Here is an 11,955-nt window from a genome sequence, read left to right as displayed (position 1 = left end):
GCGGGAAGCACAAAGGCACGTCGTCCCTATAAAACGAACCGGGCGGGGAAAAATTAGCGAGGGGATGGGTGGCGCCGAGGGAGCTGTCATCAGGGGTTACATCAATCCCCGGGAAGCAACGCGAACCTGAGCTAGGATTGACGAACACCACTTTTTGCAACTACATTTAGTTACACACAGGGAACGCCGTGTCCAAAAATGAAAAGCTGCTCGCCAAACCGCTCAATGAGCACATGGCATTTACCTGGTCTGAGCTCGTCACGTTATTACGCCGATTGGGATACACACAGATTGAAGGGGCCGGAAGCCGGGTCAAGTTCGACATTGGCGACCCCAGTGCAATGATCACCCTGCACAAGCCTCACCTCGGCAACGAACTGAAACACTACATTCGGCGCCAGATCATCGAACAATTGAAATCAGGAGAACTGATTCAGTGAACAACCAACTGAAACACAAAGGCTACATCGGCTCCATCGAAGCCAGCCTCGAGGACAACTGCCTGTTTGGTAAAATCCTGTTCATCAAGGCATTGGTGAGCTATGAAGGCAAAACTGTGGCTGAACTGGACGCAGCCTTCCGTGGCGCGGTGGATGATTATCTCGCTACCTGCCAGAGCCTGGGGCACACGCCGGAGAAACCGTGCAAAGGTTCATTCAACGTACGCGTCGGGCATGACTTGCATTTGGCCGCTGCCCTGGCGGCAAACCGTAAGAAAGTGACATTGAATGATCTCACGCGTCAGGCGCTGAACGAGTTTCTGCAGCATCATTACCCAGAGCCATGCCCAACGATTGGCTGACTAGCCCAACCGCCGGTAACCCAACACCGCCGAGCCCGCTACCACCGCCCCCGCCGCCAGCGCCACCCAGAACCCGCTGGTGGCGCCAAAGTGGTCGATCATCCACCCCGAACTGGCGGCGCCAATGGCCACGCCGATGCTCAGGCCGGTAATCAGCCAGGTCATGCCTTCGGTCAGGCGGCTGGCCGGGACGATCTGCTCCACCATGGCCATCGACACAATCAAGGTGGGCGCGAAGAACAGCCCGGAGATAAAGATCGCAGCGGCCAAGCCGGGAATATTGCTCACCAGCAGCAAGGGCAAGGTGGTCAACGCCGTGGCTACGCCGCAGTACAGGAACTGGCGTGGCAACGATGCCTTGAGTTTGAGGGCACCGAAGGCCAACCCGGCCAGGCACGAACCAATGGCATACACCGACAGCACGATACTCGCCGCCGCCGGCTGGCCCTGATACTGGGCGAAAGCCACGCTGACCACATCCACCACGCCGACGATCACGCCCATGGCCAGCAGCAGAATCATCAGGATCAATACCGACGGCGAAGCAATCAGCCAGCGACCGTGCGCCCCCTGATGCGCGTGTACCGGAGGCTCGGTTTGCCGTTGCAGCACAAAGGTGGTGACGCCCACCGCGAGCAACAGCGCCGCTACCAAGGGCCCGGCTTCTGGAAACACCGCCACGCTCAACCCCACCGAAATGGGTGGGCCGATGATGAAGCACACCTCATCGAGTACCGACTCCAGGGCAAACGCGGTTTGTAGCCTGGGCTGGCCACGGTACAACTCGGTCCAGCGCGCCCGCACCATGGCCGACATATTGGGCATGCAGCCCGCCAGCGCGGCGAACAGAAACAGCGTCCAATTCGGCGCCTGCAACCGCGTACACAACAGCAACATCAAGAGCGCGCCGCCGCCAATCAGCGCGGCAATCGGCAGCACCCTGCCCTGGCTGTAGCGGTCCACCCAACGCGACACTTGCGGCGCGCAAATCGCCGTGGCCAAAGCAAACACCGCCGCCACCGAACCGGCCAGGCCATAGCCGCCATGCACCTGGGACAACATGGTGATCAGGCCGATGCCGGTCATGGATATCGGCATACGCGCCAGCATGCCGGCGAGCACGAAGGCCCGGGCACCGGGGGCCTGGAATAATTCGGCGTAGGGGTTCGCCATGACGTTAATGCCTTCTTTGCTTCAAGTTGCGCAGCTTTTTATCACACCAACCGCTTGATCTGCTTATGCCGCCACACCAAGCGGTAATAGGCGATCTGCAACACCAGCATCGCCAGGTAGGTCACCGGAAATGCCATCCACACCCCTTCCAACCCGAAGTGGGCGTTGAACAGATAGGCCATTGGCAGTTCCACGCAGAGTACACAGAAGATCGAGATCGCTACCGGCATCAGCACCACGCCGCTGGCGCGCATGATGCCGCCGATCACCGCCTGGAAGCCGAATACCAGAATGCTCCAGAGCATGATGTGCAGCAGGTGTTCGGCCCGCACCCGTGCGCTGTCGTCGGTGATGAACAGGCCCAGCAACCAGTGGGACAACCCGTAGCCGAGCACGATCAAGCCACCGGTGAGGCACAGGTTGATCACCAGCCCAGTGCGCAGGATCGGCCCGATGCGCTCCAGGCGCCCGGCGCCAATCGCCTGGGCACCGAGGATCGAGGCGGTGATGGCAATCGACAGCGCTGGGAACTGCACATAGTTGACGATCTGCGTCACCGCGCCATAGGCCGCCGTGGCCTGGGAACCGTGGCCGTTGACCAAGGCCAGGATGACCAGCTCCGACAGCGACAACACCACCATCTGCAAGCCCGTCGGCAGGCCGATGCGCAGGACTTTGCCGAGGATGACGCGGTCCAGGCGCAAGGCGGCAAGCAGCTCGCGGTCTGGCGCCATCACGTGGTTTTTGTGGCGCAGGCGCAGGACCAAAAACAGCATCGCCAAGGCGTTACCCACCAGCCCGGCATACACCGCACTCTGGATGCCCATGGGCGGCAGGCCGATCCAGCCGCGAATCAGCGCAGGTGTCAGCAGCAAGCCCACCAGGGTGGAGACCATCAATGCCAGGAGCGGCGAAATCGTGTCGCTAACCCCGCGCAGCAGTTGGGTATAGAGGATGAACACCAGCAGCAACGGCATGATCAACATCATCATCTGGGCGTAGCCCACCGCATCGTCGAGCACGTCCACCGGGGTGCCCAACGCTTGCAACGCCGGGCGCGCAAACAGGCTGCCCAGCACGGCGGCCACCAGGCCCACCAATGCGCCCAGGGTCAGAGTGGCACCAGTGATCGCCTTGACCATTCCGGTCTCCTGGGCGCCCCATGCCTGGCCGATCAGTACCGAGGCGCCCGCCCCCAGGCCGATCACCAGAGCGATAAAGAAAAACACGATGGGAAACATCCCCGACACCGCAGCCAACGCCTGGGTGCCCAGCATTTGCCCAACGTAAATGCCGTTGAGGGTACCGGAAAAGCTTTGCAGGAAATTGGACAGCACCATCGGTGCCAGGAACAACAGGTAGATTTGCCACAGCGGACGTTGCAAAGGGTTTTGCATGAAAAACGGGGCCTCGAATGACGAAAGCGTCTCAGGGTTATACCGTAACTGGATCCAATATGCTGTTGTGAAGGCTCGGGTTAACCCCCAAAGGTCTGCGAAGGCCTGCGCAACGTCGGATCAAACGGATTGAGGCGCGGCCCGATGGCCGCCGCCTCGCGCTTGAGCAACTCCACCACCATCGGCAGGCGGCTCGGCCCCAGGCGGTCGCTGATGGTCGCCACGCTCAACGCCGCGACCGCATACCCGTCGCGGTTGAGGATCGGCACCGCCAGCCCCGCCATGCCTTCCAGCACACCAGTGTTGCGTGCCGCGTAACCGAGGTGGCGCACGTTCTCCACTTCGGAGCGCAGCAGCACTTCGTCATACAGGTGGAAGTCCTTGAGCCGTGGCAGGTTGTAGCGGATCACCGTCTCGCGCTCTTCCTCCGGCAGAAACGCCAGGATCGCCAGGCTGCCCTGCCCCACGCCCAGGGCCACGCGCCCGCCGATATCACCGGTGAAGGTACGGATCGGGTAAGGACCCTCGCTGCGGTCCAGGCAAATGGCGTCAAAGCCTGAGCGCGCCAGCAGGAACAGCGAGTCCCCCAGCGAAGCGCTCAGGCGCAACAGGCTGGGGCGCACCAGGTCACGCAGGTTGCCGGTCTTGCCTGCGTTGGCCGCCAACGCGAAGAACTCCAGGCTCAGGCGATAGCGTTTGCTGCGGGCATCCTGCTCGACCATGCCTTCGTCCATCAGGCTACGCAGCAGGCGATGGGTGGTGGGTTGGGACAAGCCCACCTGTTGGGCGAGCTGGGTAACCCGCTCGCCACCCTCCGGTACCTCCCCCAGCGCTCGCAGCACGGCAAACAACCGGGACACGCTGCCCGCACCGATATCCTTACCGTCGTTATTCCGCTCAGTGGAATCCATAACACCTAATCTCGTTAATAATTCTGCTCAATGAATAAATCTTAAAATAGTAGTCCACTGAGTGAAATTCTATCTTCCGCCCATCCTAGTCTTCGTCCTAATCTGCGTCCACAGGGGCGAAATGAACAACAACCGGCAGCCGACTTGAGATCGAGCGCCAACGCACCGGCACCACTTTTCGCATCTGCCCAAAACAAGAAAGCGCGTTTTTGACGCGACTGAATAAAGGTGGAACGCAAACATGGCATTTCTCCAACTCAAGGCCTTGAGCAAACGCTATGGCGCCGTCGATGCGGTGGTCGCCACTGATCTGGCGGTGGAACAAGGCGAATTCGTTTCCCTGCTCGGCCCTTCAGGCTGTGGCAAGACCACCACCCTGCAAATGATCGCCGGTTTCGTCGACGTCAGCGGTGGCCAGATCCTGCTCGACGGTCGCGACATCACCCACGCCAAGCCCGCCAGCCGTGGCCTGGGCGTGGTATTCCAGAGCTACGCGCTGTTCCCGCATATGAGCGTGCGCGACAACGTCGCCTTCGGCCTGAAGATGCGCAAGGTGCCAGCGGCCGACATCGCCACCCGCGTCAACAGCGTGCTGGAGCTGGTACGCCTGGCTCAACATGCCGAGCGCTACCCCCGCGAGCTGTCCGGTGGCCAGCGCCAGCGGGTGGCCCTGGCCCGTGCGCTGGTGATCGAACCGCCGGTGTTGTTGCTCGATGAGCCGCTGTCCAACCTCGACGCCAACCTGCGTGAAGAGATGCAGTTTGAAATCCGGCGTATCCAGTGCGCGGTGGGCATCACCACCTTGATGGTGACTCATGACCAGGCCGAAGCCCTGTCCATCAGCGACCGCGTGGTGGTGATGCAGGCCGGGCGCGTGACCCAGATCGACGCGCCCTACAAGCTCTATGAACACCCGCGCACGCGCTTTATCTCGGACTTCGTCGGCAAGGCCAACCTGCTGGCCGGCGACTACGACGCGCTCGGCATCCCTCAAGTGCGCCATGACGGTGGCAAAGGTGAACTGACCCTGAGCCTGCGCCCGGAAAAAATCCAACTGGTGGCCGCGGGCACCGGGCGCATGCAAGGCGCAGTGCTGGACCGCTACTTTTTCGGCAGCCAATGGCTGTACCGCGTGCACACCGCCCTGGGCGAAATCACCGTTGTGCGCAGTAACGACGGCAGCGCGCCCTTGGCTAACGGCGCGGTGGTGGGCCTGCAATGGCAGGCCGATTTGCTGCGCGTACTGGCGGCCGATGAGGTGCACCCATGAGTCGCGGCTACCTGCTCTCGCTGCCTGCACTGGTGCTGTTTGCCGGGCTTTTGATCATGCCGCTGGGCCTGACCCTGGTGCTGTCGTTCAATGTGTTCGACTACCAAGTGGGCGTAAAGGCCGATGAGTGGACCTTGGCCCATTACGGGGCGCTGTTGAGCGACGCCTACTTCTACGAGATTTTCTGGCGCACCTTCTGGATCAGCGCCCTGGTGACACTGCTGTGCGTGGTGATCGGCGTGCCGGAGGCCTACATTCTCAGCCGCATGGGCACGCCGTGGCGCTCGATCTTCCTGATCGTGATCCTCACGCCGCTGCTGATCTCGGTAGTGGTGCGTGCGTTTGGCTGGAGCCTGCTGCTGGGTGCCGACGGGCTGATTAACCAAATGATCCAGGCCCTCGGCGGCAGTCCGATGAAGCTGCTGTATACGCCCTTCGCCGTGATCATCGCGTTGGTGCACGTGATGCTGCCGTTCATGATTATCCCGGTGTGGACCTCGCTGCAAAAACTTGACCCGTCGGCCGAACAGGCAGCGTTGTCCCTGGGCGCCAGCCAGGCCACGGTGATGCGCAAGATCGTATTGCCCCAGGTGATGCCCGGTGTGCTGTCCGGCACCTTGATCGTGTTCGGTTTGGCTGCCAGCTCCTTTGCGATCCCCGGCCTGCTGGGTGGGCGGCGCCTGAAGATGGTCGCCACCGTGGTGTACGACCAGTACCTCTCGGAACTCAACTGGCCCATGGGCGCGACCCTCGCGGTGGCGCTGCTGTTGGTCAATCTGCTGATCATGCTGAGCTGGAACCGCATGGTCGAAGGCCGCTACAAAAAGTCCCTGGGGGTTTAAGCGCATGTCTAGAAACGGTCCTTTGGCCCTCGGTTTCCATGCCATGGTGGTGCTGTTCATGATGGCGCCACTGGTGGTGGTGTGCCTGGTGGCGTTCACGCCAGAGAACACCTTGAGCCTGCCCACGTCGGGCTTCTCCCTGCGCTGGTTTCGCGCGGTGTTCGAACGCGCCGACTTTATCCAGGCGTTCTATAACAGCCTGATCCTGGCCTTCACCGCCGCCACCCTGGCGACCCTGATTGCGGTGCCGGCGGCCCTGGCGATCAGTCGCTACTCGTTTGCGGGGCGCAACTTCTTCAGTGCGCTGTTCCTGTCGCCCATCATCATTCCGCACCTGGTGCTGGGGGTGGCGATGCTGCGCCTGTTTGCGCTGATGGGCGTGAACGGCAGCTTTACCTGGCTGATGCTCGCACACGTGGTGATCATTACCCCCTATGTGTTGCGCCTGGTATTGGCGGCGGCCATTGGCATTGATCGCAGTGCCGAGCAGGCCGCCGAATCCCTAGGCGCTGGGCGCTTTACGCTGTTCCGGCAGATCACCCTGCCGATGATTTTGCCCGGTGTGGCCGGTGGGTGGTTGCTGGCGTTCATCAACAGTTTCGATGAAGTGACCCTGTCGATCTTCGTCAGCTCGCCGGCCACGCAAACCCTGCCGGTGCGCATGTACGTGTACGCCACCGAGTCCATCGACCCGATGATGGCGGCCGTGTCGGCGCTGGTGATCGCATTGACGGCAGCGACCATGATTGTGCTCGACCGGGTCTACGGCCTGGACCGCGTGCTGGTGGGGAAACACTGATGGCCTTGTTCAAGCGACTGAGCGAAACCCAACGCCCTGCCCTGGCCTTCACCCTCGATGGCCAGCCCGCCACGGGGTTGCTCGGCGACACCCTGCTGACCGCCATACTGACCTGCGCCGAGCACCTGCGCGGCAGCGATTTCAGTGCCGAGCGCCGCGCCGGGTTTTGCCTGATGGGCGCGTGCCAGGATTGTTGGGTGCGCCTGGCGGATGGGCGGCGGGTACGCGCCTGCTCGACCCTGCTGGAAGAAGGCCAGGCGATCAGCCGTGATCCGGGGCGCCAGCCATGAAGCCGGTAGTGATAGTGGGAGCAGGCCCGGCGGGAATCAGTGCGGCGCGCACCTTGCTCGACCATGGCATCACACCGTGCCTGGTGGATGAGAGCCCGCGCGGTGGCGGGCAGATTTATCGGCGCCAACCCCCAGGGTTCCAACGCACTGCCCGGCAGATCTACGGATTTGAAGCGCGCAAGGCCCAAGCCGTGCACCGCACCATGGATGAACTGGCAGCGCTGATCGACTACCGGCCGGACACCTTGGTGTGGAATGCCGAGAATGGTCGTCTGGACATGCTCAATAACGGGCGCGCCGACAGCCTCGAATACGCGCAGGTCATTGTCGCTACCGGCGCCACCGACCGCATCCTGCCTGTGCCGGGCTGGACGTTACCCGGCGTCTATAGCCTGGGCGCGGCGCAAATCGCCTTGAAGTACCAAGGCTGCGCGATAGGCGAACGTGTGGTGTTTTGCGGCTCCGGGCCGTTGCTCTATTTGGTTGCTTACCAATACGCAAAGGCCGGTGCCAAGGTGCTCGCTGTACTCGACAGTGCACCGCTGAGCGCCCAATGCCGTGCCTTGCCGGCGCTGCTCAGGCAACCGGCGACCCTGGCCAAGGGCATGTATTACCGCGCCTGGCTGACCGCCCACGGGATTCCCGTGCATCAGGGCGCAATGCTCAAGCAGATCGATGGCGACCAACGGGTACGCGGCATTCGCTGGGGCGACCAGACCCTGCCATGCGATGCGGTGGCCTTCGCCCATGCCCTGCGCAGCGAAACGCAATTGGCGGACTTGCTCGGCTGTGAGTTTGCCTGGAGCAGCCTCAACCGCGCCTGGTTGCCACAACGCGACAGCGCCGGGCGCAGCAGTGTCGAAGGGGTGTACCTGGCGGGCGACGGCGCCGGAATAATGGGCGCCGATGCTGCGCAAATGGCCGGCGAGTGTGCTGCGCTGGCGCTGCTGGAAGATACCGGCGTCGCAGTCGACCCGCACCGCCGCGTCACACTGGAACGGCAGTTGGCGCGTATCCAGTGCTTTCGCCAGGGCCTGGAAACCGCGTTCCCCTTCCCCGAGCACTGGGCCGCGCAGGCGCCCGATGACCTGATCCTGTGCCGCTGCGAAGAGGTCAGCGTCGGCGAGGTGCGCGCCGTGGTGGATGAAGGTCACTGGGAAATCAACCGGGTCAAAGCCCATTGCCGCGTCGGCATGGGCCGCTGCCAGGGGCGAATGTGCGGGTTGGCGGCGGCGGAAATCGTTGCCGAGCGTAGCGGGCGTGACCTCCCCCAAGTTGGGCGCTTGCGGGGCCAGGCGCCGATCAAGCCGCTGCCGTTTGGCGTGCAGGTGCAGCCATGATCGACGTCATCGTCTTGGGGGGCGGCATCGTCGGGGCTTCGGCGGCCTTGATGCTCGCCCAGAAAGGCCAGCGTGTGGCCCTGGTAGAACGGGATTTTTGTGGCTCGCATGCGAGCGGCGTCAATTACGGCGGCGTACGGCGCCAGGGGCGGCCCTTGCATCAGTTGCCGCTGTCGCAACGCGCCCATCAACTGTGGGCCGACCTGCCCGGGTTGATTGGTATCGAGGGTGAATACGTGCGCTCCGGGCATTTGAAGCTGGCACGCAGCCTTGGGGATTTTGCCGCACTGCAAGCCTACGCCGAGCAGACCCGTGGCTTCGACCTGGGCTTGCAGCTGCTGGACCGCAGCGAGTTACGCAGGCGTTTCCCCTGGGTGGGCGACGTGGCAGTGGGCGCCTCATTGTGCCCGGACGACGGGCATGCCAACCCGCGCCTGGTGGCCCCGGCCTTTGCCCGTGCCGCCCAGCGCCACGGCGCTGCGGTGTACGAGCAAGCCGAGGTAATCGGCATCGAGCACGACAGCCGGCTGTTCCAGGTGCACTGCGCTAACGGCCTGCACTTGCAAGCGCCATGGCTGCTCAACTGCGCGGGCGCCTGGGCCGGCAAGGTCGCCGCGCAATTGGGCGAGCCGGTGCCGATCATCTCGGCGCACCCGGCGATGCTGGTCACCGAGCCGCTGCCGGGGGTGATGACCGTCAGCACCGGCGTCGAGGGTGGCGGCATCTATGCGCGGCAAGTCGCCCGTGGCAACTGCATCCTCGGCGGCGGGCGCGGCTTTGCCCTGGGCCCGCAGCAGGCCAGGCCGGGCCAGGCGGCGGTGCTGGAGATTCTGCGCAATGCTGGCGAACTCTACCCCTTTCTTCAGGGTGCCCAGGCCATTCGCACCTGGAGTGGCACCGAAGGTTACCTGCCTGACCACGAACCGGTGATCGGCCCCAGCAGTACCCAACCCGGCCTGCTCCACGGTTTCGGCTTTGCCGGCGCCGGGTTCCAGCTCGGCCCCGCCGTCGGTGAAGCCTTGGCAGAGATCGTCTGCGACGGCAGCAGCCGCCAACCCATCGAAGCGTTTTCCATCCGTCGTTTCCAAGCCTGAGAGGAAAAAACCCATGCAATCACGTCTCGCGTTGTCCTGCTTGTCCCTCGCCTTGCTCACCGGCACGGCCCATGCCGCACCCACGCTGTACCTGGGCATGAACGGCGGCACCATGGAACGGGTGTACGCCGACAAGGTGCTGCCCGCCTTCGAAAAGGCCAATAACGTCAAGGTCGTGATCGTACCTGGCACTTCCTCGGACATCCTCGCCAAGGTTCAGGCCAACAAGGCCAACCCGCAGATGCATGTGATGTTCCTCGACGACGGCATCATGTACCGCGCCATCTCCATGGGCCTGTGCGACAAGCTCGCGCCGAGCCCGCCGCTGGAACAGATCCCGGCCAAGGCCCGCATCAAGGACGAAGCCGTGGCCGTGACCCTGGGCGTCACCGGCCTTGGCTACAACGCCAAGATGTTCAAGGACAAAGGCTGGGCCGCGCCCACCTCATGGATGGACCTGGCCGACCCGCGTTTCAAGGACAAAGTGGTGTTCCAGTCCCTGGCTTCCTCCACCTTCGGCCTGCATGGCTTCCTGATGTTCAACCGCATCCAGGGTGGCGATGAAACCAATGTGGAACCGGGCTTCAAGGCCTGGCCTACGAGCGTGGGCCCCAACGTGCTGGAATACATCGCCAGCTCCGCGAAGATCTCCGAGATGGTGCAGACCGACGAGGCCGCGATCTTCCCCCTGACCCCGACCCAGGTCGCCACGCAAAAGCTGCTCGGCATACCGATGGAGTACGCGCAGCCCAAAGAAGGTGCGGTGGTGCTCAACGTGGCCGAATGCGTGATCGCGCGCAATGACCAGCCAGAACTGGCGCAAAAGCTCGCAGCATTCCTGCTGACCGCCGAGGCCCAGGCGCCGGCGTTGGAAGAAGGTGACCAGATCCCGTCGAACCCGACTACCCCCACCACCGACAAAACCCGGGCGCGGGTGGAAGCCATGCAGGGTTATTTGCAAACGGCCATTTCGATTGATTGGGACCAGGTCAACCAGGCACGGCCAGAGTGGAATGCGCGGTGGAGTCGCTCGATTGAACGTTGAGGCTTAGCCTTGCGCAATCAGGGCCAGTTCTTCGCGGGTGCGGCTGATGTGTGCACCGGCCTTGAGCAATTCGTCGACGGCCTGTACACCGCCCTCCTCGCTGATGCTGCGGCACGCCGGCAAATGCAGAACGACGTGCAAGCCGGCCTTGAGCAATTGCAACGCGGTAGTCTTGACGCAGTAGTCCAGCGCCAAGCCGCCGACGATCACACGAACCACGCCGTGGGCCTTGAGGTACTCGATGACGCCAGTGGACAGCTTGTCGTGCAGGTCGTGATAACAGGCGCCATAGGGGTGCAGGTCGGGTTCGACACCTTTCCAGATGAAGTAGTCGTAGTCATAGGGCGTGGGCAACTCATCAAGCAAGGAGAACCCCTCGGTGCCCGGCACACAGTGGCTGACCCAGGTCACATCGGCATGGGCCAGGCCAGTGGGTTGCAGCATCTCGCTGTGCTGCGCGACCACCCAGGGCGCGTGGGGGGTGTGGGCGTCCTTGCTGCCAATGCGGTGGCCGGCGAGGCTGGCCATGTAGTTGAGTTCGGCGCCAATGTGGTCGCCACCGGCTACCGGCAATTCGTTGGGGCATAAAGGTGTGAAGCTCTTCTGGGCGTCGACGTCGAATGAAGCGATGGCGGCTTTCGAAAGGCTCATGGTCGTTCTCTGGTGGTCTGCACGTACGACCGCCTCAGGGCGAGCGTAGAAAAGGTGAAGTATGGGACAGTTTACTGCGTGGATCGATGCGTTGCTGACTCACCCTATTCTCAATAACGCTGAAGCTCAAAGGTGGGCTTGCCTGCGATGACCACAGGTATCTACACAACGCTGTAAAGGTGGACGGTAACCACGATGCGAAGCGAGTCGCTCTTGATCTGCTTTTGATCTTGATCTCAAGCGCCCCGTTAAACCACGCTGGCCGAACGCAGGCTTGAATTCGTGGGTAACCCGGCAGGACGCCGGGTTAGCCGTCCTGGGCCAAGGATGGCCCATGACGG

At 62.8% G+C, this 11,955-nt stretch carries 13 protein-coding genes; 9 read left to right on the top strand and 4 right to left on the bottom strand.

From position 1 onward, the window contains the following. Positions 1 to 188 precede the first annotated feature (188 nt). Both CRN80_RS21895 and CRN80_RS21890 read left to right on the top strand, forming a co-directional pair. The gene (locus CRN80_RS21895; RefSeq protein ID WP_098951099.1) at positions 189 to 440 is read left to right on the top strand and encodes a type II toxin-antitoxin system HicA family toxin; all 252 of its coding nucleotides are present in this window, start codon (positions 189 to 191) and stop codon (positions 438 to 440) included. Beyond that, positions 437 to 802, top strand: coding sequence for a type II toxin-antitoxin system HicB family antitoxin (locus CRN80_RS21890; protein WP_014718824.1), 366 nt, complete (start codon positions 437 to 439; stop codon positions 800 to 802). Before CRN80_RS21895 ends, CRN80_RS21890 begins: the two co-directional genes overlap by 4 nt. On the opposite strand, the gene CRN80_RS21885 is transcribed toward CRN80_RS21890, so the two are convergent. The 3 genes from CRN80_RS21885 to CRN80_RS21875 form a co-directional block, all read right to left on the bottom strand. Further along, on the bottom strand, positions 803 to 1,975 hold the full coding sequence (locus tag CRN80_RS21885) for an MFS transporter (protein ID WP_098951097.1): 1,173 nt from the start codon (positions 1,973 to 1,975) through the stop codon (positions 803 to 805). A gap of 41 nt (positions 1,976 to 2,016) precedes the next feature. Further along, a complete protein-coding gene (locus CRN80_RS21880; protein WP_098951096.1) occupies positions 2,017 to 3,372 on the bottom strand; it encodes an MATE family efflux transporter in 1,356 nt (451 codons plus the stop codon). Positions 3,373 to 3,452: 80 nt separating this feature from the next. Next, on the bottom strand, positions 3,453 to 4,283 hold the full coding sequence (locus CRN80_RS21875; RefSeq protein WP_098951094.1) for an IclR family transcriptional regulator: 831 nt from the start codon (positions 4,281 to 4,283) through the stop codon (positions 3,453 to 3,455). 241 nt (positions 4,284 to 4,524) lie between these two features. Here CRN80_RS21875 and CRN80_RS21870 point away from each other — a divergent pair, with 241 nt between their 5' ends. Genes CRN80_RS21870 through CRN80_RS21840 form a run of 7 tightly spaced genes read left to right on the top strand, consistent with a single transcriptional unit; the run spans position 4,525 to position 10,963 of the window. Beyond that, on the top strand, positions 4,525 to 5,553 hold the full coding sequence (locus CRN80_RS21870) for an ABC transporter ATP-binding protein (protein ID WP_098951092.1): 1,029 nt from the start codon (positions 4,525 to 4,527) through the stop codon (positions 5,551 to 5,553). Next, a complete protein-coding gene (locus CRN80_RS21865) occupies positions 5,550 to 6,395 on the top strand; it encodes an ABC transporter permease (protein WP_098951091.1) in 846 nt (281 codons plus the stop codon). The genes CRN80_RS21870 and CRN80_RS21865 overlap by 4 nt, the downstream gene beginning before the upstream one ends. A gap of 4 nt (positions 6,396 to 6,399) precedes the next feature. Next, the gene (locus tag CRN80_RS21860) at positions 6,400 to 7,194 is read left to right on the top strand and encodes an ABC transporter permease (protein ID WP_044274510.1); all 795 of its coding nucleotides are present in this window, start codon (positions 6,400 to 6,402) and stop codon (positions 7,192 to 7,194) included. Next, complete coding sequence (locus CRN80_RS21855; RefSeq protein WP_098951089.1) at positions 7,194 to 7,484, top strand: (2Fe-2S)-binding protein; 291 nt, start codon at positions 7,194 to 7,196, stop codon at positions 7,482 to 7,484. The genes CRN80_RS21860 and CRN80_RS21855 overlap by 1 nt, the downstream gene beginning before the upstream one ends. After that, a complete protein-coding gene (locus CRN80_RS21850) occupies positions 7,481 to 8,824 on the top strand; it encodes an FAD-dependent oxidoreductase (protein WP_098951087.1) in 1,344 nt (447 codons plus the stop codon). The genes CRN80_RS21855 and CRN80_RS21850 overlap by 4 nt, the downstream gene beginning before the upstream one ends. Then, on the top strand, positions 8,821 to 9,918 hold the full coding sequence (locus CRN80_RS21845) for an FAD-binding oxidoreductase (protein WP_098951085.1): 1,098 nt from the start codon (positions 8,821 to 8,823) through the stop codon (positions 9,916 to 9,918). The genes CRN80_RS21850 and CRN80_RS21845 overlap by 4 nt, the downstream gene beginning before the upstream one ends. Before the next feature lie 13 nt (positions 9,919 to 9,931). Then, the gene (locus CRN80_RS21840; protein ID WP_032896768.1) at positions 9,932 to 10,963 is read left to right on the top strand and encodes an ABC transporter substrate-binding protein; all 1,032 of its coding nucleotides are present in this window, start codon (positions 9,932 to 9,934) and stop codon (positions 10,961 to 10,963) included. 3 nt (positions 10,964 to 10,966) lie between these two features. On the opposite strand, the gene CRN80_RS21835 is transcribed toward CRN80_RS21840, so the two are convergent. Next, positions 10,967 to 11,614 (bottom strand): isochorismatase family protein, encoded by a 648-nt coding sequence (locus CRN80_RS21835; protein ID WP_032896766.1) that lies wholly within the window; start codon positions 11,612 to 11,614, stop codon positions 10,967 to 10,969. Between the last annotated feature and the right edge of the window lie 341 nt (positions 11,615 to 11,955).

This window comes from Pseudomonas sp. FDAARGOS_380 (assembly GCF_002591235.1).
Classification (GTDB): domain Bacteria; phylum Pseudomonadota; class Gammaproteobacteria; order Pseudomonadales; family Pseudomonadaceae; genus Aquipseudomonas; species Aquipseudomonas salmasensis.
The sequence above is the reverse complement of the archived record's forward strand: the minus strand, read 5'-3'. Positions and strand labels throughout refer to the sequence as shown.

What these genes read in the sequence shown, in the direction of transcription:
- CRN80_RS21875 (WP_098951094.1), bottom strand. Translation starts at nt 4,283, where the DNA reads ATGGATTCCACTGAGCGGAATAACGACGGTAAGGATATCGGTGCGGGC.
- CRN80_RS21865 (WP_098951091.1), top strand. Translation starts at nt 5,550, where the DNA reads ATGAGTCGCGGCTACCTGCTCTCGCTGCCTGCACTGGTGCTGTTTGCC.
- CRN80_RS21845 (WP_098951085.1), top strand. Translation starts at nt 8,821, where the DNA reads ATGATCGACGTCATCGTCTTGGGGGGCGGCATCGTCGGGGCTTCGGCG.
- CRN80_RS21855 (WP_098951089.1), top strand. Translation starts at nt 7,194, where the DNA reads ATGGCCTTGTTCAAGCGACTGAGCGAAACCCAACGCCCTGCCCTGGCC.
- CRN80_RS21860 (WP_044274510.1), top strand. Translation starts at nt 6,400, where the DNA reads ATGTCTAGAAACGGTCCTTTGGCCCTCGGTTTCCATGCCATGGTGGTG.
- CRN80_RS21880 (WP_098951096.1), bottom strand. Translation starts at nt 3,372, where the DNA reads ATGCAAAACCCTTTGCAACGTCCGCTGTGGCAAATCTACCTGTTGTTC.
- CRN80_RS21835 (WP_032896766.1), bottom strand. Translation starts at nt 11,614, where the DNA reads ATGAGCCTTTCGAAAGCCGCCATCGCTTCATTCGACGTCGACGCCCAG.
- CRN80_RS21885 (WP_098951097.1), bottom strand. Translation starts at nt 1,975, where the DNA reads ATGGCGAACCCCTACGCCGAATTATTCCAGGCCCCCGGTGCCCGGGCC.
- CRN80_RS21850 (WP_098951087.1), top strand. Translation starts at nt 7,481, where the DNA reads ATGAAGCCGGTAGTGATAGTGGGAGCAGGCCCGGCGGGAATCAGTGCG.
- CRN80_RS21870 (WP_098951092.1), top strand. Translation starts at nt 4,525, where the DNA reads ATGGCATTTCTCCAACTCAAGGCCTTGAGCAAACGCTATGGCGCCGTC.
- CRN80_RS21840 (WP_032896768.1), top strand. Translation starts at nt 9,932, where the DNA reads ATGCAATCACGTCTCGCGTTGTCCTGCTTGTCCCTCGCCTTGCTCACC.